At 29.1% G+C, this 22157-nt stretch carries 21 protein-coding genes; 4 read left to right on the top strand and 17 right to left on the bottom strand.

Annotated elements, in window-relative coordinates; translation table 11 throughout:
* Nucleotides 1-394: 394 nt before the first annotated feature.
* The gene (locus RSA29_RS01045) at nucleotides 395-1585 is read right to left on the bottom strand and encodes a pentapeptide repeat-containing protein (RefSeq protein WP_346941758.1); all 1191 of its coding nucleotides are present in this window, start codon (nucleotides 1583-1585) and stop codon (nucleotides 395-397) included.
* Nucleotides 1586-1950: 365 nt separating this feature from the next.
* On the opposite strand from RSA29_RS01045, the gene RSA29_RS01050 reads away from it, so the two are divergent.
* Nucleotides 1951-2463, top strand: coding sequence for a ferritin (locus RSA29_RS01050; RefSeq protein WP_346932349.1), 513 nt, complete (start codon nucleotides 1951-1953; stop codon nucleotides 2461-2463).
* 117 nt (nucleotides 2464-2580) lie between these two features.
* Here RSA29_RS01050 and RSA29_RS01055 read toward each other — a convergent pair whose 3' ends face one another.
* Genes RSA29_RS01055 through RSA29_RS01065 form a run of 3 tightly spaced genes read right to left on the bottom strand, consistent with a single transcriptional unit; the run spans nucleotide 2581 to nucleotide 3678 of the window.
* Entirely contained in the window at nucleotides 2581-2859 is a 279-nt protein-coding gene (locus RSA29_RS01055) for a hypothetical protein (protein ID WP_346932350.1), read from the bottom strand.
* 28 nt (nucleotides 2860-2887) lie between these two features.
* Nucleotides 2888-3280 (bottom strand): hypothetical protein, encoded by a 393-nt coding sequence (locus RSA29_RS01060; protein WP_346932351.1) that lies wholly within the window; start codon nucleotides 3278-3280, stop codon nucleotides 2888-2890.
* Nucleotides 3281-3306: 26 nt separating this feature from the next.
* Entirely contained in the window at nucleotides 3307-3678 is a 372-nt protein-coding gene (locus tag RSA29_RS01065) for a DUF2089 domain-containing protein (protein WP_346932352.1), read from the bottom strand.
* 422 nt (nucleotides 3679-4100) lie between these two features.
* Here RSA29_RS01065 and RSA29_RS01070 point away from each other — a divergent pair, with 422 nt between their 5' ends.
* A complete protein-coding gene (locus RSA29_RS01070) occupies nucleotides 4101-4472 on the top strand; it encodes a hypothetical protein (protein WP_346941757.1) in 372 nt (123 codons plus the stop codon).
* Nucleotides 4473-4536: 64 nt separating this feature from the next.
* Here RSA29_RS01070 and RSA29_RS01075 read toward each other — a convergent pair whose 3' ends face one another.
* From RSA29_RS01075 to nagA, 13 genes are all read right to left on the bottom strand, one after another.
* Complete coding sequence (locus RSA29_RS01075) at nucleotides 4537-4809, bottom strand: hypothetical protein (RefSeq protein WP_346941756.1); 273 nt, start codon at nucleotides 4807-4809, stop codon at nucleotides 4537-4539.
* A 320-nt stretch (nucleotides 4810-5129) separates the two neighbouring features.
* Nucleotides 5130-5882, bottom strand: a complete 753-nt coding sequence (locus RSA29_RS01080) for an exodeoxyribonuclease III (RefSeq protein ID WP_346941755.1) — start codon at nucleotides 5880-5882, stop codon at nucleotides 5130-5132.
* 193 nt (nucleotides 5883-6075) lie between these two features.
* Nucleotides 6076-7119 (bottom strand): ABC transporter permease, encoded by a 1044-nt coding sequence (locus RSA29_RS01085; protein ID WP_346941754.1) that lies wholly within the window; start codon nucleotides 7117-7119, stop codon nucleotides 6076-6078.
* Nucleotides 7106-8140 (bottom strand): ABC transporter permease, encoded by a 1035-nt coding sequence (locus RSA29_RS01090; protein WP_346941753.1) that lies wholly within the window; start codon nucleotides 8138-8140, stop codon nucleotides 7106-7108. Before RSA29_RS01090 ends, RSA29_RS01085 begins: the two co-directional genes overlap by 14 nt.
* The gene (locus RSA29_RS01095) at nucleotides 8127-9725 is read right to left on the bottom strand and encodes a sugar ABC transporter ATP-binding protein (protein ID WP_346941752.1); all 1599 of its coding nucleotides are present in this window, start codon (nucleotides 9723-9725) and stop codon (nucleotides 8127-8129) included. The genes RSA29_RS01090 and RSA29_RS01095 overlap by 14 nt, the downstream gene beginning before the upstream one ends.
* A 116-nt stretch (nucleotides 9726-9841) precedes the next feature.
* Nucleotides 9842-10981, bottom strand: coding sequence for a DUF3798 domain-containing protein (locus tag RSA29_RS01100; protein ID WP_346941751.1), 1140 nt, complete (start codon nucleotides 10979-10981; stop codon nucleotides 9842-9844).
* Between the two features lie 272 nt (nucleotides 10982-11253).
* Nucleotides 11254-12384, bottom strand: coding sequence for an Ig-like domain-containing protein (locus tag RSA29_RS01105; protein WP_346941750.1), 1131 nt, complete (start codon nucleotides 12382-12384; stop codon nucleotides 11254-11256).
* A 168-nt stretch (nucleotides 12385-12552) separates the two neighbouring features.
* The gene (locus RSA29_RS01110) at nucleotides 12553-13989 is read right to left on the bottom strand and encodes a HAMP domain-containing sensor histidine kinase (RefSeq protein WP_346941749.1); all 1437 of its coding nucleotides are present in this window, start codon (nucleotides 13987-13989) and stop codon (nucleotides 12553-12555) included.
* 4 nt (nucleotides 13990-13993) lie between these two features.
* Nucleotides 13994-14677 (bottom strand): response regulator transcription factor, encoded by a 684-nt coding sequence (locus tag RSA29_RS01115; RefSeq protein WP_346941748.1) that lies wholly within the window; start codon nucleotides 14675-14677, stop codon nucleotides 13994-13996.
* Between the two features lie 397 nt (nucleotides 14678-15074).
* Nucleotides 15075-16352: an MFS transporter gene (locus tag RSA29_RS01120; RefSeq protein WP_346941747.1), complete on the bottom strand. Its 1278-nt coding sequence runs from the start codon at nucleotides 16350-16352 to the stop codon at nucleotides 15075-15077.
* Nucleotides 16353-16560: 208 nt separating this feature from the next.
* Nucleotides 16561-17301, bottom strand: a complete 741-nt coding sequence (truA, locus tag RSA29_RS01125) for a tRNA pseudouridine(38-40) synthase TruA (RefSeq protein ID WP_346941746.1) — start codon at nucleotides 17299-17301, stop codon at nucleotides 16561-16563.
* 188 nt (nucleotides 17302-17489) lie between these two features.
* The gene (locus tag RSA29_RS01130) at nucleotides 17490-17795 is read right to left on the bottom strand and encodes a hypothetical protein (RefSeq protein WP_346941745.1); all 306 of its coding nucleotides are present in this window, start codon (nucleotides 17793-17795) and stop codon (nucleotides 17490-17492) included.
* 196 nt (nucleotides 17796-17991) lie between these two features.
* On the bottom strand, nucleotides 17992-19089 hold the full coding sequence (nagA, locus tag RSA29_RS01135) for an N-acetylglucosamine-6-phosphate deacetylase (protein WP_346941744.1): 1098 nt from the start codon (nucleotides 19087-19089) through the stop codon (nucleotides 17992-17994).
* A 257-nt stretch (nucleotides 19090-19346) separates the two neighbouring features.
* Here nagA and pdaA point away from each other — a divergent pair, with 257 nt between their 5' ends.
* Nucleotides 19347-20348, top strand: coding sequence for a delta-lactam-biosynthetic de-N-acetylase (gene pdaA, locus RSA29_RS01140; RefSeq protein WP_346941743.1), 1002 nt, complete (start codon nucleotides 19347-19349; stop codon nucleotides 20346-20348).
* A 251-nt stretch (nucleotides 20349-20599) separates the two neighbouring features.
* On the top strand, nucleotides 20600-22141 hold the full coding sequence (locus RSA29_RS01145) for a PLP-dependent aminotransferase family protein (protein ID WP_346944339.1): 1542 nt from the start codon (nucleotides 20600-20602) through the stop codon (nucleotides 22139-22141).
* Nucleotides 22142-22157: the final 16 nt, after the last annotated feature.

Raw genomic sequence — 22157 nt, forward strand, 5'->3', positions numbered from 1 at the left:
CGCCCTTTCATAATGCTTGATTATGTCCAAATTAATTATAAGGAATATTTCATATGTATATCTTAATTAAAACATTAATATATTATTCAAAACCTTAATTCCACTTATGGTTATTTATTGTTTATTTTAAAATATTTACGATTGAAAGTATATTTACATTGTTCATCATAATGTTTGTCCATTATTATATACTACACCATTCAAAGCATAATTAGTTAATTAGTTAATTTTTTTTAATATATGTTCACATTTTCTAACTAAAATGAATCTACTTATAGTTTTTAATACTTCATACCAGTTCAATATCCATTTGTTCTCTGCCTTTGAATTCAAATTATTAGTCCTAAAAATAAAAAACCGTCCCTTTTAAAAATAAGAGACGGAATTAGCCGTGTTATCTTACTAGTTTTCTTGTCAAAGTACCAATCCCGACTCCCATCATAATTACCCCTATGACCATTTCTAAATTGCAAAGCATATATGATATTGGAATTGTGGTTGCATTATCTGCTCCTAATCCAGTAAAGACTTCTACGCTTAAGTTTAAGGACCAGTTCAACTGGGTCATAAATTCTCCAAAATTGTGAGGAATCCCAATTCCCCATATATAACTAATTATTTCCCCCTCCATATCTAACCCAATAGCAAGATATAAAATTGTAAAAACAACTATCATAACTAAAGAACTTATTAATGGATATAGTATTCTTTCTCCATATCCACATGTAAGCCAATAAATATAAGATGTTATCTTAGGTAATACTTTCTTCAAACTTTTCCTTTGCATAGTTTTGCATAAGTAATAATACTCACCAAAATTATTCTTTAAGTTGTTTCCATTAAATTTATTGGCAATGGTTTCATAGACCATGTATAATCCTTCATATTCTGATTTAGTTTTTTCCCTAGGTTCAATCTTATCTATAAAAGTTTTCTCATCTATTTTAGTTTGTAACTTATCATTAAACTCTAAATCTTCTATATATGTGTTAACTATCTTTACGCCCGATAAATCCGCGTCTACTATATCAATTTTTTTCATTTCGGAATTTATTATTATAGTACTAGTCATATCTGTCATTTCAAAATTTGTATCCTTAAGATAACATTCACTAATTATTAGATAAGTAATATCAGTGCTTAAAAATTTACTATAAATTTTACATCTTTCAAAACTACAAGATAAATTATCTTTTACATTTAGTGATGGTACATTTTTAATTTCCTGTAAGATAAAAGAGCAATTTTCAAAGATTACTCCTCCTCCACCGAAATCACATTCTACAAAATTACATCCAACAAAAGTGCAATTTTTAAACTTAATATTATAAAACTTACACTTCATAAACTTACTGCATATAATATTTTTATTACTAATCTCACAAAACTCTTCTTCATTTTGCGTTTTTGAATTGTTTATTGTTCTTTTCTCAAACATCCTAAAGCTATATTTTTCATCAGGTTGAATTTGCAAACAACTCTTATCATTACTTATTTGTTTAAATAGTTTTTCATTATTATCCCTTCTATGACGAAGCTGCTGTTTTGCTACAACTACTTCCTCTTTAAAGTTTATATATGGCATAGTAAATTACCTCTCTTAAACTTTCTTAATATACTTAATAGTAAATATACTTATTTAGAGAACTATATCTTAATGCTAAATTCTAACTAGTTCTTTATTTGTATTACGGTCGCTCTATTTATATTGTGCATAATAATGATTTCCTATGTATTGACTAAGTTATAATTTTTACGATTTAATCCTTTTTAATATTTATCTGATATTTGATTAAATAATTTAATATAGTATATTTAATTATTTAATCAAAACGCACATTTATTTAGTACTTCTTGTTTGAATTTGATAAATTATAGAAAATCATGTAATATGATAATAACTTATTTAAGTTTTTAAAATAAAACTAAGGTTTATAAGGAGGTACACTAATGTTAAGCGAAAATTTACTAAAAAATCTTAATGATCAAGTTAACTTTGAGTTCTATTCTGCTTATACTTATTTAGCTATGGCAAGCTATGCTGAATCCGTTGATTTAAGCGGATTTGCTAATTTCCTTAAGGTTCAAGCTCAAGAAGAATTATTCCATGCAATGAAATTTTATGATTACATATTTCAAAAAAATGGTGTTGTTGAGTTAGAAACGATTGAAAAACCAGAGGCTACCTACGAAAGCATTACAGACGTATTTGAGAAGGGTTACAATCACGAACAAATTGTTACAAGTAGAATTTATAAATTAGCTGATATTGCTTCTGATGAAAAAGAGCATTCAACAATAAGTTTACTTAAATGGTTTATTGATGAGCAAGTTGAAGAGGAAAATAACTTCAATAGTCTTCTTAAGAAGGTTAGACGAGTTGAAAATAATTCAGCAGCTCTATATATGTTAGATGAAGAGCTTTCTACAAGAGTCTTCACCCAACCACCAACAACTGTATAGACAAATTATAAAAGTGGTATATTAGAATAATTTCTAATGTACCACTTTACATATTAACCTTAGTTATACTCTTTATACTACTAGTAATTTAAGATAAATCAATAATTAAAATTAATATTAAATTACTATTTTAATTGTTTCACCATCACTACTCTGTATATCTACTAGCACTAGTCCAGGATAATTTTTATTTAACTGCTTAATTGCTTCTTTTACAATCTTGGCTTGTTGCTTATTCATTCCCCTATTTTTTTCTTTAGTCCCATTCTTTGATACAGTAATAAATTTAGACTGTAGCGCCAATGGTAATATAAATGCACCCATAGAAATACAAAACCTAGGAATACAAATGCGGGTACTTTTTTCTGCCCCTTTATCTTTAATATCTATTATCATCACATAACTCCCCTTAATGAAACTACTTTTAAGCTATCTCAACTAATACCTTATCCCCATCTTCTGTATCAACTTCAACAATAGGCCCTATAATACCATTGTCAATAGCTTCTAAAATCATATCCATTTGAATATTGTATTTATCAATATTCCCAATTACTGTGGTACCTGAAGTTGCCATTATTTTTACAATTTCTAGAGGTATTGTAACCTTAACATTATCGCCATCATGAGATTTTACTCTTACATAAAGCATTCTTATACCATTTTTTGATTTCGGTATATTAAAAAAGTCACTATCATCCATAACCTTAGATTTTTCATCACCATTATTACCTAATGTTTCTAACAATTTGCTAGCCTGTTCCCCTGTAAGCTTACCCTCTTCTACCATTTTTAAAATCCTTAACTTATCATCCATGATTATTCCTCCTACCTTTATTTTTCTTACTTAATCTTATTTAATAGTTCTATTGCTTCTTCAGAAGTTATTTCCCCGCATTCAAGTCTAGTAATAATACTCTCTTTCTCTTTTACTTTAGCATTTTGCTTCTTTTCTACAAGACCTAAAGCTTCATTTACATCCTCAAGTTTTCCTCTTACTGTAGGGTATGATATACCCAAAGCTTTTTCAACATCCTTTATATTTCCTCTATATTGTAAAAATGTTTCTACAAACTTCAATTGTTCCTCACTTAATCTTTCAAATTTAGAAAATGTGAAATCATTTTCAATAATTGTATTACATTTTTCACATTGAAGTTTCTTTATCTTTATACTTCCTGAACACACAGGACATTTTGTTATGGCACTATACATGAACGTCACTCCCTTTAATTAATTATAATTCATATAGGAAATTTTGTAAACACATTTTTAAATAATATTAATATTAATATTAATATTATTCTATATAACCATATTTATTATTAATAAATTCAACCTTCTAATTAAATTGCTCTTATTGCGTATGTAAATCATGTTACATAAATAATAAATGTACTATAGGTAACAAACTAATTTAATTATTAAATTTTAATGTATACAAACTATAAATAATATAATTAAATTTTAACTATACCGCTAATTAAAATATGTATACCTATGAACATATTTTTAATATTGTTATAATATTTTTAAAATTTATGTAACTTAGTGGAATTCTATTTAACATTTCTAAATTTCATGTTATAATAACAATTAAACTATAAATATAAAAATTGGAAGGGAGTGAATTTTGTATGGTAATAAAACTTACAGTAAAAAGTATCATGAGTTTAGGTCTATGGGGAAGACTTTGTGATTATAAGGGGTGGGATAAACTTATAGTTAGAGAAGGTTTAATCTCTCTAGATACAGAAGTTGAATTTGATGATGAATTTTTAAAGAAGGATCTTGTACCAATAGAACAATTAAAGGTATTTTTATTTAATGTCGATACCGAAGATGCTAAATACTGTGGTACACTCCTTGCTAAAGACTTAGACGATGCTAAAATTAGAATTGGAACAATACACAATGTAACTAAAATCACAACAATTCAAGAGATTACTAAGGAACAATTATATAATATGAAGAATAAACACATTGTAATTTCAAGAATGCCTCTTTAGATTGCAAAAGAAAAATTAATTAAGCCCTAGTGTATAAAACTATATACACCAGGGCTAATTTTTATTAAAGCTCTTTAAACTCTATATTATGTGGATGATGAAGTACCGCATCCCTTTCTACTTTAAGAATAGACGTATTTAACTTCTCACCATTAATGTTTAAAGTTATATTGCTGTGGTCACCAAATCTTTTTAAAAATGTTTCTATATCAGAGCACTTAACACTAATTGGTAGTCCTTCACCATTATTCTTAAATATTATACCTATCGTTCTTCCCGCATTTCTAAAGGTCCTTCCCTTAATCTTTAAATCTCTTATACTAGCTTCTATTATCATAGTAATCCCCCCTCATTTGCCTAAGGTATCTTCAAAAATAAACAAGTCAGTATCCTCATTTATTTTGAGTTATACGTCGCCAGTCAGACCACTTATGTAGTTCTACTATCTGCCGAACCGCTTCCTTCTCTAACTCAAAATAGCCTTCATAGCTTTGACTTATTATTTGCTTTCAGATGCCTAAGTTTAATTTCTTTACATTATATTTAAGGGCATTCGATAATATTACCCAGAGTGCCAAAATAATTTTTTTACTAAACCTTATACATTCTAAAAAAACTTTCATAGATATATAATATCCATGAAAGTTTAAGTTCTACTTATTTAATAACGAGTTCAACTGGACAATGATCTGACCCTAAAATTTCATTATGAATCTTAGCAGATATCAAGCTATCCCTTAATTTATCTGAAGTACAGAAATAGTCAATTCTCCATCCTGCATTCTTCTCCCTTGCCTTAAATCTATAAGACCACCAAGAATATGCTTCCTCTAAATCAGGATAAAAATATCTAAATGTATCAATGAATCCTGCTCCTAAAAACTCAGTAAATTTATTTCTCTCCTCATCGGTAAATCCAGCATTTTTTCTATTAGATTTAGGGTTTTTAAGGTCAATTTCCCTATGTGCTACATTTAAATCCCCACAAACTATAACAGGCTTAATGTTATCTAATGCTTTTAAATATGTCCTAAAATCATCTTCCCAAACCATTCTATAATCAAGCCTTGCCAGTTCTGATTTTGAATTTGGAGTATACACTGTTACAAAATGAAAATTCTCAAATTCTAAGGTTATAACTCTTCCTTCTTTGTCGTGATCCTCAATTCCCATACCATACGTTACTCTTAATGGTTCAACTTTAGTAAAAATAGCTGTACCTGAATATCCCTTCTTCTCAGCATAATTCCAATACTGATGATATCCTTGTAACTCTAAATCTATCTGTCCTTCTTGAAGCTTACTCTCCTGAATACAAAATATATCTGCATCAACCTGATTAAAGAAATCCAAAAATCCCTTTTGAACGCAAGCCCTAATTCCATTAACATTCCACGAAATTAATTTCATATTTTATTCCTTCTTTCCACAATGAATAGTGTATCTTATTTCTAAACAAATTAATTTTGTATTTACTAAGCTGCAAAAACCACGGTTCCATAAACTATGATAGCAACAATCTCATCTAATAAATATCTACTTACCATACTGTTTTTCAATACTTTTCAGCTTATATCTATCTAGTTTTAACATAATTTCTACGTTAAAGCTTTATCCGTTGTCGTCTATCGTTTTTAAGATTTATTATAAATGCAAAAACTATAGTTCCATATGCTATAAATGTTCTAAAATATTCTCCAAGGGCAGGGTTATTAAACATTTTTGGTATAGCTATAGGCGATACTATAAACATGGTGTGAAATAGTATGATTCCTAAAAAAGCATTTTTTATATTCGCCTTACTTAAAGTTGCTCCACCAGCTAGAAGTGCTGCACAAGCAAATGTATCAATGTTTAAATGTCCAGAATATACATTTATGTTTCCAAGACTAAACATAAACATTATATGTCCCATGGAAGCAATTATTGTAGATATTACTATAGCCTGCCTTCTTATCTTATCAACATTTATTCCTAGCTGACTAGCTACTGTCATATTTTCTCCAACTGCCTTTAATTTATATCCTATTTTAGAATTCAATATATATATGATTATTAGAGCTACTAAAATGATTGCTCCAATAGCAACTATTTGATTCGCTTTAAATAATTTTGAGAATCCCATAAGATCCACCATATTTCTAACGCCTACTCCAGTGGATAATAGAATTTCCTTATTCCTAGGGGTTATTATAGTTCCATAGCCTACCATAAATACTAAATGATATACACTAGTTCCTAGAAATCCAATGATTATACTTGTTATCATTTCCTTCCCTTTAGCTTTATTTAATATAAATCCTATTAAGTTTCCAAAAATAGTCGAAAGAACTCCTGCGATAACTATAATTGCTACTATTCCCATAACCCCTGTAATATTAAAATCTAAAACTATAATAGCTGCTGACTGTGCACATATAGCTCCTATGGTAATTGCAAAGTTTAATCCCATTCCCGCAACTATTGGTATTATTAGTGATAGAACCATTATAATATTTCTTATGAATCGACTATATAACTCTCTCGATAAAAAATCTAATTTTATTCCACCAATGATTATTCCTAAAATACTCATTACAATAAAAATACAAGGGACTATGAGCTGAGTCTTTTCAAAGTCTTTAAAAAATGATTTAAGCCTTCCCATTTTTCTTCCTCCCTTTATATAAGAATGCGTATAATAAAATTCCATTAGTTATTATCATTCTTAGAACTTCTGATAGTTCTGGAATTAAGAGTTCATTAGCTACAGGTACTGATATTAGATAGGTTGTTTGAAATAAAAAAGTTCCAACTATAGCATGAATCACCGTAGCTTTATTTCTAGTAGCTCCACCTATTAATATTGCAGATATAGCTGGAAAAGCCATCATAAGCGGACCATCATAAAGCTGTATAAATCCATAGCTTTGAGAGTATACACATATTCCAATTGCAGCTATAGCCGTTGAAATTATTATAGCGATGGTTCTTGTCTTATTTACATTAACTCCCGATAGCCTAGCAAAATTTTCATTTTCTGATATTGCCTTCATCGCATGCCCTAACTTTGTTTTAAAAAGAAAATGTATTAGTAAAGATATAATAATTAAAAATATAATTAATCCAACTGGTATTTTAAATTGGCCTATATGTATAACTAAGCTATTATCCAAAATTCCACCGAATGTATTTTCAAGATTTATTTTTGGTCTTAGACCCTTACCTCCAACCGGGTAAAGCATTTGCCTATTTGTAAATGGTGCTATAGTCCAAAATATATTCATCAATGATACAAAAGAAAATCCTGCAAAAACTCCAACAATCTCTTCTTTGCCCTTACATCTGTTTAAAATCAAAGAATATATGTATCCAAATATTACACCTATGAGACTTCCTAAGAATATAGCTGTGAAGAAACCTAAGTATCCCTGTACATTAAATTGTATAGCTATACATATTCCTATAAGCCCTGCTATTATCCCAACCGGTAATCCAAAATTCATACCTATACCACAATTTATCATTGGAATTAATGATAAAACTAAGACACAATTCATTACAAGCTTAATAATTGATTCATTTATTAAGGTTATTGGATTCAATCCAATAGATATAACCGCCATAAATAATACTATTAAAAATACTATTATAATTGCCTGTGGTATCTTTATACTAATTTTTCTCATAACTCCTCCTCCTTCTTCCTGATATAGCTAAACTAAAGACCTCTTCGTCTTCATCCGGTGATAAAATATCAAATATTTCACCTTCATACATTACTACTATTCTGCTACAAATCCTTCTTAACTCATCTATTTCACTAGACGCAACTACCACAGTTGTATTTTGTTGCCTATTTATATCAAGAAGCATGTTAAGTATTAATTCCTTTGAATATATATCTATCCCTCTCGTTGGTTCGCCAATGAATAAAACCTTAGGATTTGTAGTAAGTGCCCTTGCAATACAAACCTTCTGTTGATTTCCACCACTTAATTCTCCTACATATTGGTTTTTATCTGTACATTTAATATTAAAATCCATTATCGCTTGTTCCGCATAGTTATCAATTTCCTTATTATTGAAAAATGATAAGGATTTTAATATTCCTTTTTTTAAAAACTTATGCTTACTTTGAACCGCTGTAAATACTATATTTTCCTTAATACTTTCATTCAACATGAGTCCAAGCTCTTTTCTTTCATCTGGTATCATTACAATACCACCTTCAATAACCTTTTCTGTGTTTTTTATATTAAGATTCTTACCTTCATATATAACTTCTCCATCTAAATTATAAAGATTCATAATTCCGTAGTTAAATATGTTCTGACCATGACCGGCAAGGCTCGTTATTCCAAGTATCTCCCCTTTAAACACATTCAAATCTAAATCTTTAAATTCCTTATTTCCATCAAATATATTAACTTTATTAAATCTTAATATCGCTTCATTATTCACGTTTTTAATTTCTTGATTCGAATTCTCACTACGTGCTCTAACTATTTTCTTAGCAATCATCTTAATCGCTATTTCTTCAATAGTAGTATCTTCTTTAATCTTGGTTTCCACTATTTCTCCATCTCTAAAAATAGTTATTCTATCACAAACATCCATTATTTCATCTAACCTATGTGTTATAAATATAATAGACGTTCCATTATCTCTAAGTTTTTTTATAATCTCTATAAATACCTTTGCATCCTCTTTATTTAAAGGTGCTGTTGGTTCATCTAATATTAAAACCTTTAAATTCTTTTTATCTATTTCTCTTGCAATCTCTATAAATTGTTTTAAGTTAAGTGGAATATTTTTAACCTTAGTATCTATATTAAGGTCAAGTGCTAGTTCTTCCATAGCTTTGCTAGCATCAATCATATTTTCACCTTTACTTACGTAGGTAAACTCCTCTGGCATAAAATTAAATCCCTTAAGGGTATTTTCTCTAGTTATTTTTATATTATAAGCTATATCTTCTCCATTAATTAAGGATAACTCCTGATGTACCATGCCAATTCCATTATAAATAGCATCACTTGGAGATTTTATTAACACCTTTTTTCCTTCTATAAAAACTTCCCCTGTGAATCCGCCCGTATTATGTATTACACTACTTCCAAAGAGAATATTTAGAAAAGTACTTTTACCAGAGCCATTTGCTCCAACGATTCCATGAACTTCTCCTTTTTTTAGATTAAAGTTCACATTCTTTAACACCTGAACCTCTGAAAAAAACTTATTAATATTTTTAGCTTCTAAAACTGCATCCATATTACTCGCCTCTTTTCATTCTTATTTAGAAAACTTCACTCTAAACTATATATTAATTTGCTAATTTTAAAAAGCCCTAAAGCGATTTTTATCTACTTTAGAGCTTTAAAATTATATTAGTATACTATTTGATCCATTATGAACATAAAGTAGTTTTTACTGCCTTCTTTTAATGGTGCAAAATCAACCTCTACATCAAAAGTATCTTTTGCAAATTTATTTAGGAACTCTACATTTAATACGTCCCCTGCTGTTTTACCATTATCAATTATATATTTAGCAAGTTCAACCGCATATTCTGGTAAGAATATTGATGCTGGTATTGGCCATCCACCAAGTCTTCCATCCATACCTTTTTCTTTAGCTTTTTCTGAAATCATATCATTAATTTTATCAAAATTTGTGATATCTGCTTCTTCTATCTCCAGATTCATTACTGTTGGATACGCTTGAGTTGGAGTTGGACAGCATTGTTCTGCAACTGTGTATTTTAATTCTAATGCTTTACTTAGTATAACTTCATACATTCCACAATTACTTCCAAAAATATTAGTCTCAGGACCATATTTCTCTATTTGTCTTGGAATATCTTCATTTAAAAACTGTTGCATAGCTGTTGGTCCATTTCCTGTTTGTGGATCTGGTGTAACAATTTCAACAAATTCCATTCCAAGTGCCTTACACGTTGCTTCCATCATATCTTTTCTCTTAGAAACACTTTCTTTAGCTAAGTGAGTTGGGAAAGAATAATGTATAAATGTCTTGCTTCCCATTGATTTCGCAAGCTCTACTATTGTTCTTCCTCTTTCTGCCCAGTTTGTATCTAAATTGATATCTATGTATTGGCTCATTAACTCTGGATCATCCCAGATTGGAGCGGTTATTGTTATTATGTCAGGTCTCTGCTCTTTAACCTTTTGAAGTGCTGGAAGTAATCCAGATTGTCCCGATACAACTACTATAGCCTTAACTGCCTCATCATTTGCAAAGTTAGTTATTTGACTTATAGCCGTCTCTATCTCAGTACTGAAATTTTCTGGCAAAGTAACATGTTCAACCATATCTGGATATTTCTTTTTCATATTTTCTCCAGCTCTAAATTCATCCTCTGCCACAGATAAAGTTGGTGTAACTATTCCAATTTTAAAATCGGTTCTCTTGTTTTCACCTGATTTATCATTTGACGTTGTATTTCCACAACCAACAAAAGCTAAACTAGTTAATACTAATACTGATGCAATAATTCTTTTTATCAATTGTCATTCCTCCTAAAATGTATTTTATTAATTACTTATTATACATTTCGTATTATATATTACATGAGTATAAATTGTAAACACTCTATGCCCCTCTATTACAAATATAAATACATACTATACTTTCATTTGTAATGCCTATATGACTCTTATTGTCTGTTTAAATTTCTTAATCATATTTTAAATCTATCAAGTTTACAACCTTATTTTTCATATTATTAAAAGCCCAATAAGATATTTATCCTATTGAGCCTTCTACCCTTTATAATAATCTATGGTGTAAATTGCTTTTCTACATTTACAACTATTCCATTTTTAATGTCAATCCAATATAATAATGGTCTGGCGTAATCCTTATACTTTTTATACTCCTCCTTACTGCTGTAACTAGACTCATTGTTATGGCTATCTATATAGGCTCTAATGGTATCATAATTTACCTTTACTAAATCTATTGAGTAATACTTTGATGGATCTACTTCATAATCTAACATTTTAAATATAGCATTTCTATCAACGGTATAAGTAACTAAAGATTTATTTGGATTTTTAATGAAATAACCATTAAGCAATCTAAAATTTTTATCTTCTTCAGTTGCTGCCATCACATTATTGTTACCATAATCACCATCAGTATTTGTTAAAATGAATTCCCCTTCCTCTGTTCTCCAGCCTTTACCTAATTTTCGTGCTTCTGCAAGAGCCTCTGCATCTTTATAAAATTCAGCTTCATCAAATGAAATATATATACCTTCTTCACTTTTATATAAATCATGTATAAATCCTACCATTCTACTATATGAATTTTCCTTAACCTCTAAATTTACTTTTATATTTTTCCCATGTTCCTTTGTAATACCTTCGTAACTAAACATTCCTATAACACTTGTATTTATACTATTTTCATTCCAAGTCACATAATCATTAATAATTTTATTATTTATTTTAACTTCTACCTGTTCAGGTAACTCATATGACTCATCCTGATATACAGATTTACTTATGATTACACTTTCAAAATTTTCTTGTATACTTTTCAATATAGATTTCATATTCTCTACATCTACATTATTTTCAATAGCTAGTTTTATAATAGCATAGGCATCATCATATCGCTTATATTTAAGGTATTCATCCTTTATATCAATATAAACTAGTTTATAACTTTTGCTTTTCTCCGTAGCTGCTTCATATGACGCTTTAGCTTCATCGTATTTTCCTTCTGATAAATATTTATTTCCTTCTTGAATATATTTATTTATTTGACTTTCTTCTATCTGTATATCTTTTTCAACATTATCAGATATAATCGTTTCCTTATCCTTTACACATCCCCCTAAAGCAATTATTCCTACACATATTATAAAGACTAACTTCCATATCTTAATACTGCTATTTTTCATATATATCACTCCTCATTTAATAACCCTAATATAATTATATGATTAATTTTTTGCCAACTATAGTAAAGTTATTTCCAAGTTGTTACTAATATCAATTTAAAGATATTTTTCTACCCTAATAATATTTTTGTATATGTCCACTAAACTATATTAGGTTAATACCCTAACTTAGTTTTCTATTTTAATAGGTATTTTAACTTTCACAATGATTTTTTCCCCATTTTCAATATCTATACTTCCATAGTGATCCTTTACAATTTCATTGCACAAATACAATCCCAACCCTCTGCTCTCAATTTCTGAATACTTGTTAGACTTAACAAAAGGTTCAAAAATATGGTTGTATATCTCTGTAGGTATAATTCCTGATTCGCTTTCTATTTCTAATTCATACTTGCCTTTAAGTATTTTCCCTCTAACATATATATTGAAATTAGGCTTTGAATACTTTATTCCATTATCTATAAGATTAATAAATAGTTCTCTTATTCTATTACTTTGTCCTATTATTACTCCATCTGAAATATTACTAATAATCTGAAGTGAATACTTGCTTGCCTTAATACTCATATCTTCACATATCTCTATTAAAAGATTCCCTACTTGAACCTCTCTTATTTCTTCATTTGTATACGATAATCCTTTAGATATCCGTATTAAATTTAAAATCAAACTATGTAGCCTTTCGCTTTCTAAATATATTCGTTCTATAGCTCTTTTATTAAACGCTTCATCCTGAATCATTTCATCTTTAAGCATTTCTGCATACCCTGAAATTGCAGTTAATGGTGTTTTAATTTCATGTGTCACATTATCAAAAAAAACCTTCCTTGCTTTTTCTAACACCTCAACCTTTTCTTTCTCTCCCCTTATTGTTTCTATTTGTTCTCTTATTTTCTCCTTCATATTTATAAATTCCCTAGATAATATAGATACTTCATCATTTCCATCTAATTTAATTGAAAAATTATAGTCTCCATCCCCTACCTTCTTTACACCTTCTGTTAATTTAATAATAGGTTTTGTAACCCTACTAATTATTAGAAATGATAAAATAAATATTAAAACAAATACTCCAACCTCAATTATAGTTATGAATAGTAATGTGTTGCCATTATCACTATATATTTCTTTATAGTCTTTCACTATACTAAGTATCCCTAACTTGTCCCCATTTATAAATATTGGATAGGACAAAACTCCATAAACAGTATTATTTTCATACTTTAAATTAACTACTGCTGATCCAGATTCTGCCGTTTTACTTCCACTAATCAATATATCATTGAAACTCTCAGTTGTATTTCCTATAATTATACTTCCATCATTATTTCTAATTTCCATTAAGCATTGAAAATTAGATGATATATATTTCTCCAAATAATTGCTATCTTTACTAAGTCTATCCTCCTCATATTCTAAATCAGTAGCTAGAAGTCTATATTTTATTGATTCTCTTGTACTATACATAATTTGTTTTAATGAATTATTAATAGAAGTCTCCATTCTTAATATTAGAATATATCTAATAGATAAATTAAGAATCAAACCAGAAATCATTAAAATTGATGATATCCCGAGAATAAATTTAAATCTTATTTTCAATTTTTCACCTCATTACATACCCTACTCCAAAAACTGTGTCTATTAATGACTTATCACAATTGGAGTCTAATTTACTTCTCAACCTTCTAATATGAACATCTACAGTTCTAATATCGCCATCATAATCCAACCCCCAAACTTGATTTAAAAGCTCCTCTCTTGAAAATACTCTATTTTTATGTTTTACGAGGAACTCAAACAAATCGTATTCTTGTGGCTTTAACCTAACTTCTTCATCATTTTTTAAAACTATCCTACTGTCAATATTTATTTTTACGTGAGTTGATATATCTATAAACTCACTTTCACCCTTAAACTTATATTTATCCACACATCTTAAAGCTGTTTTTACCCTGACTAATACCTCTTTTATATGAAAAGGTTTTGTTATATAATCATCTGCGCCTAGTTCTAAGCCTAAGATTTTATCTACTATATCATTTCTTGCTGTTAATATTATAATTGGGATTAAATATTTACTATTAATTGTTTTACAAAGTTCAAAGCCATTTTCATCTGGTAAGTTTAAATCTAATAAAGCTAAATCTGGCTTAAATTTTTCTACTATTTCTCTTCCTTCTTTTGCTGTAAATCCACTTCTTACACTGTATCCCTCTGACCTCAATGCCGTCGATAATATGTCATTTATGGATATTTCATCTTCTACAACTACAATCTTGATACTCATAAATCCCCCACCTTTAAATATGAATAACACAAAAACTATACGAAGCTAATTAGTACTTCATATAGCAATTTAATTTTTTATATTTTATTAAATCTACGCACGCTTCACGACCTTTATTTAGATTATATAGTATAATTTTCCAAACAACAACTTCATGCTTATCTTCAATAGCTCTTTACATATTATTTCCCCTGTAACCTGATACTTAATTAATTTCATTGCTGCCTATTTTGTATTAGGCGACTGTAAATAAATAACAATTCTAAAGGTGTTAAGAATATTTTGAGTTAAATAATGAAACATGGTCCACAGATGGTATCACCATCTAAGGATTCTGCCCACGTAGTATACCGCAAAATAATCAAACATACTGACTTGTTTATTTTGGTGATATGCCTTAATGTCTTCTATATTCTATATGTCTACTTTTAAAGCTACAATTGCATGATTTCTTCTCAACTGCATTGACCATAAATCCTCTTGATTTTATGTAAAAAAACAACACTCCAAAAACTAATATAATTGCTCCATATAAATAATTACCTCTATATCCATATTTATTTAAAATCCATCCTCCGATTAAATTTCCCAATGCAACAGAAACTCCATTCACTAACATTTTAACTGCAGCAAATATATCTCTATCCTCTGACTGTATATTACTCATCATAAGACTATCTAAGGATGAAACAATAATCCACGCAAAAATACATCTAATAATCAAAACCACAATAAAAATCTTTGTACTTAACCCTAATGATAAAACAAAACAACTTACTGTAGGAATCACAAATATTATTATATTAAATGCACTTACCCCAATTTTTTCTATTATTACAGGCATTAAAACTATCCCTATCATACTTAGACTTGTTAATGTAAATGTTATATATGATATTATGTTATTCCCTAAATTAAATGACTCCTTAAGTATTAAGTTATTATATGGTCCTACTGCACTAAATCCTATTGTTGTAATAAATAGTAGTGCAGAAAATACTTGAACCTTCTTATCTTCTCTTAAAAACACAATAGAGTTCTTTATAGATTTTTTTATCTGCTTCCCATCTACTTCACACTTATAATCTTTCGGTAATAACCAATATCTAATTGCACCTGCAATTACTATTAATATAATAGCTACAAAAAACAATTTTCCATACCCTACATTTTTGAAAATATATATTTTACTAATATTCCCTGCAATAACGGCACCAATAGCTCCACATATGAAATTAACTGCGCACTTATAACTGTAAACACAGCACTCATTTTGGCCTATTGCATAAGAATAAATCAACTGAATTTCAGTCACTTGTATAAGTGAAATACCTATACTTACTAGTATTTCTCCCACAACAATTAATATTAAAGTTGAAAAAATCATATGAAATAATATTCCAACGGCGAATATTATTAGCCCCAAACACAGTAAATTCTTCCGCCCTATAATCCTGATAAAGGGCCCAATAAAAAATCCTATCAATCCAAATAATGAGCCTATGAAAAAGATAACCCCAATTGTACTTGGAGATAATTCTATGAAATTGTAATATAGTATTTGCAAGAAGAAAAATATTCCTGTAGCAATTGCAAAAACCCCTTCACTGAAAACCATTATATGTACATTCCTTGGGAAGTTTCTTATAACCTCAAAATTTTTAGTTTTAATCATCTTATGTCCACCTTAAATATTTATTCTATATGTAGGTTAAACAAAATTCAAATAGTTATGCAATGAATAGCTTTAGATACTATTAATTTCATATAAAACTTAGTTTTAACAGTTGTACATAACTTTAATTTATACAAAAATAAAGAGAGTATCTCTACGCGGGTACTTTTTTAGTACCCTCCGTAGCTCTACTCTCATTTAAATATTTCTATTGATATTCAACTTCTTTTAAACATAAACCTTTAGCTTGTGCCATTGGACCTGCTTCTGATCTTTTCTTTTCTTCTAAAATTCTTGCTATATCACTAGGTTTTAGTTCACCCTTACCAACTTCTAGAAGAGTTCCTGCTATAATCCTTACCATGTTTAATAAGAATCCATCTCCATTAATCTCTATTTGAACCATATCTCCATCTTCTATTATCTCTATGAAGTTTATTGTTCTAACTGTTGATTTACTGTCAGATTTTAAAGCTGTAAAACTTTGAAAATCATGAGTTCCAATTAAAATATCAGCAGCTGCTCTCATAGCATTAAAATTAAGTTTTGCGTCTGTATGATATGTATACTTTCTACTAAATACGTCTCTATGCTTACTATTATTTATAGTATATACATAGGTTTTTGCTTTTGCATTATATCTTGCATGAAATCTCTCATGAACGTCAGTCACAGATTTAACTACGATATCATCTGGTAAATACTCATAAAGATAATCAAAAATATCTTCATTTGTTAATGTAGAGTGAGTGTGAAAATTAGCTACATAATTTTTTGCATGAACTCCTGTATCTGTTCTACCACAACCTACAACTTGGATATCTTCACTAGTCATCTTACTTAGCACTTTTTCAATTTTATCTTGGATTGTTGCTACATTATCCTTTTGCTTTTGCCATCCCTTGTATCTAGTTCCATCATATTCTATTACCAATTTTAAATTTCTCATAAATTCTCCTTAAGTATGTTTTTTATTTAATCTATTTTTTAATATTTTCCCAATATAATATTAGGTAATTACTATAAATTTATCTTTAAATTTATTTAACTATATTATTTCCTAGCTATCCTATCTTAGTATATACTTTTTACTAAGATAAATCTATTAAACCTTATTTTATTTTATATTTTTCTGTTTTATCCCTTACATCTCTTACTTATTCCATCATAAAGATACTCTAAATACTCAACATCTACATTCTCATTTTTTAACATATCAATCCGCTCTCTAGCCTTTTGTAATGATTCTTTAGCCTCAATATAATCTCTTTGCTTTATTGAATTACTTGTATACTCTAACAAGTAGTCTACCTTTAATACAATTTTAGCAAGATTCTCTCTGTCTTCATTTACTAGCTCTAGCAAAAGTGAATATATCTTCGGCGATGATTTTTTTCTATGGATATTTAACAACTCATTATTTTTACTATTCTTTTTTCCCATAATTTTAGTCCTCACTTTAAATTCATTTAATAATTTTTTAGGTATCTAAAAATAAATAACAAGTCAAAGATGTAAATAATATTTTTAATTACACAAAGACTCAGGTTCCGTAGATGGTAGCACCATCTAATAGTTCTACTATGCAGTGCAACACAAAATATTCGAACATACTGATTTGCTTATTTTTGGAGATGCCTTATGCGCTAAATACAACATTACCCTTACATAGCGTTTTTACAATGTTATATTTTTCATCTAAAATTACTATATCACAATCCTTCCCAATATCAAGACTTCCTTTTCTATCTAGAATTTTCAAATTTCTTGCGGGATTTGTACTTGCCATTGTCACGGCCTCTTCTAGGCTACATCCCGTAAACTCAATTACATTTTTAACTGCCTCTATCATAGTTAGACAACTCCCCGCCAAGGTATTATCTATTAGTCTAGCCTCATTCCCACGTTTTATTACTTTTTGTCCCCCAAGTTCATATTCCCCATCATAAAGGCCTTTAGCTTCCATTGAATCTGTTACCAATACTATTTTTTCAATACCTTTTATTTTATAAATAGATTTCACAGTATCTCTATGAAGATGTATCCCATCACATATTATCTCTACCGTTAATTCATCTAATGATAAACCAGCTGTAACTACACCAGGTCTTCTATGATGATGTGGACTCTGTCCATTATGAAAATGTGTAACACTTTCAAGACCTTCATATACTGCACTCTCTATTTCTGAAAAGGTTCCATCACTATGGCCTACTGAAGGAATAATATTATTTTTCACAAGGTATTTTGTAAACTCGTAGTTATGATCTAACTCAGGTGCATATGTTAATTTTCTTATTTTGTCCTTTGAAGCCTTTATAAACTCTTTCATAAGTGAAATATCTGGATTCAATATGTAATCTTCCAGTTGTGCCCCTTTATATTTTTTATTAAGAAATGGGCCTTCTAAGTGTATTCCTAAAATTTCAGCTCCAAGGACACTATTATAATCTATTATTTCTCCAAGATTCTCAAGTGCACTTTCAATGTTTCTACTGCTTTGAGTTATTGTAGTGGCAAGAAACGCCGTAACACCTTCTTCTGGCAATTTTCTCACAAATGATTCTATACTCTCGTAATTACAATTCATAAAATCAACTCCATATCCTCCATGTGTATGTTCATCTATGAATCCCGGAACCGCATAATATCCTTGTTCTATAACTAATGGTTTACCAACTTCAGCAATTTTACCATCTTTTATATATATTGTTGTATTACTCAATACCTTTATCATATATTATTACCGCCTTTTTAAATTTTATATTCTCCTTAACTTCCATTTTTACATTTATATCTATATAATCATTTATTTGTTTTATTTTATATAGTAATATAAATTTACCATATATTTTATTATAAAATAATTTTTATAAATATTAAATATTTTTATTAAGCATCCTTATAATAAAAATTTATTGTATTTTTTTTAACCTATACACACATCCTATTCGTATATTAATTATAATAATATATTATTAAAGGAGGATTAAAATGAACAACAACTCTATACAAAAATTTTCTTTAGTCCTTTTAATTAGCACCTGCTTCCTATTTGTAGGATGTTCGTCTAAGTCTGAATCTGTGACTAACACTACTCCTAATAAAGATGTGTTTAATACCATAACAGAACTAGATGAAAATATAATTAAAGGTACTTCTAAGGATGAAAAAGAAAAAACTCCATCGACATCTGGAAATGAAATTACTTCGTCTAATCCAAAAAATAAAGATGAAATTCCTCCAGCTACTAATTCTTCCACTGAGGAATCTATTCCTTCTACTTCAAAAGTTGAAGCAAATAGCCTAGATAACACTAAAATTGCCTGGTGGTTTAAGCCAAATAAACAGCATATTACACCTGAAATAAATCTTAAAATTGGTTTTGATTTAAATAAATATGATAGCCACTATGTAGGTGATACCAGCAGAAAAGTTCTATATTTGACCTTTGATGAAGGTTATGAAAATGGATATACTGCTAAAATATTAGACACATTAAAAGAAAATGATGTTAAAGCAATATTTTTTGTTACTTCGCCTTACTTGAAAAGTAATCCTGATTTAATAAAGAGAATGGTATCCGAGGGACATATTGTTGGAAACCATACAAATCATCATCCATCTATGCCAGATGTAACTGGTACCGATGAAAAATTTAATAATGAATTTTCAGATGTTGAAACCAAATATAAAGAAATAATAGGTACTGATATCCCTAATTATTTTAGACCTCCAATGGGTGAATATTCCGAGAAATCTTTAGCTATGACTAAAAATCTTGGCTATAAAACAGTATTTTGGAGCTTCGCATATCATGATTGGGATATAAATAAACAACCTGATCCCGTTAAAGCAAAAGAAACTATAATGAATGGACTTCATAATGGTTCAATTATGCTTATTCATGCAGTTTCAAAAACTAACACTGAGATTCTTGACTCTGTATTAAAAGAAGCTAAGGCTCAAGGCTACGTATTTGAATTATTACCATAGTTAATATCTATCTTTATAAATCCTTATATACACTCTTCTAATATATAGATAAATGACACCTAATGATATAAAAGTCTTTAGGTGTTATTATATTTAATTCACCTATCGCTACCCGCTATCCCGCATATTCATAAGAACTTCATACTCTACAACTATCACCGCTCTTTACAATGATTTCTATAAAATATATAATCATTGTAACGATACAATAATTGTATATTACCCATAGTGAATATATTTTGAAAGGAATTATGCCAATGAATATTGTTTCAATCGAATTAGACAGAAAATCAACTACACCTATGTATATTCAAGTTGCTCATAATATAGAGTCTTCAATCAAATCTGGAACTTTAAATGTTGGTGATAAACTACCACCTATTCGAAAGTTAGCTAGTGACCTAGCCGTTAACAATGTAACTATAGTTAATGCTTATAAGCAACTAGAGGTTAATGGCTATGTTAATGCTATAAAGGGTAGCGGATATTATGTTGCAGAGCAAGATATTCTTTATAAACAATATACTGCTGCAGCATCCGAAAAAACACCTATTGATACTGAAGATAACATCACGTCCTCTCACTCCACTGAGTATACCAATGATTTCAAATTAATGGCTAGTGGACAGATAAAAATCACCTCTAATACTATTAATTTTGCCAGTGCTACTCCTGACCCCAGTATTTTCCCATTTGAAGCCTTTAAATCTGCTTTAAATGAAGTACTAGACAGAGATAAAGGTTATGCCTTTGGCTATCAGGAAAGTAATGGCTATGAACCCTTAAGAGAATCCTTGTGTGATTATTTCCTCCGTGAAAGTAATATAATCGCTACTCCTGGTAGTATCCAAATAGTTTCAGGAGCTCAACAAGGCATAGATATAATTGGTAAAGCTATTCTTAAGCCTGGTGATTATGTTATCACAGAGAACCCTACTTATACTGGTGCTACCGCTGTATTTAAGTCTCGAGGTGCAAATATTATTGGTGTCCCAATAGAAAATGATGGAATTAACACTAAAATTTTAGAAGCTAACATTAAGCTTTATAAACCTAAATTAATATATGTAATGACCCAATTTCAAAATCCCACTACAATTTCTTACTCTAAAGAAAAACTGAAAGAGCTTCTAGCCCTAGCGGATAAATATAATCTATATATTGTTGAAGATGATTCTTTATCAGGACTTTCTTATGATAATTCGTCCACATCATGTACTTTAAAATCTCTTGATACTAAAAATAGGGTAATATACATTAAAAGTTTTTCCAAACTTCTAATGCCTGGACTTAGAATTGGTTTTTTAATATGTCCAAAACCTTTAATGGCTGAACTTCTAGCTGCAAAGCATACCACTGATATTTCTTCCTCGGGGCTAATTCAACGTGCCCTTCACCTTTATTTTAAGAATGGTCATTGGGAAGAACATCTAAACTACATGCGAGAGATTTATAAAGTTAAATTTGAAGTAATGGTTGAAGAATTAACTAAGCTTAAAATTTATGGAGTCAATTTCTTTAACCCCAGTGGTGGTCTTAATTTTTGGGTTACACTACCTAAAGGTGTCTTAGCAAGTGAACTTTATACAGAGTGTGCTAAAAAGGATATCCTTATAGTTCCTTGCAATGTCTTTTACGTAAATAAAGAAAAAAACATGGATAATGCTATAAGAATTAGCTATGCAGCTACTAACGTTGAGGAAATCCGTGAAGGAATGGCCTTAATTAAAGAATGTCTAGTAACACTTATAAATACACCTAAAAAGACATCTTATATCGGCTCACTTATTTAGACTTTATCATATAAAA

It is taken from the genome of Clostridium sp. (assembly GCF_036660475.1).
In the GTDB taxonomy this organism is placed as follows: Bacteria; Bacillota; Clostridia; order Clostridiales; family Clostridiaceae; genus Clostridium_J.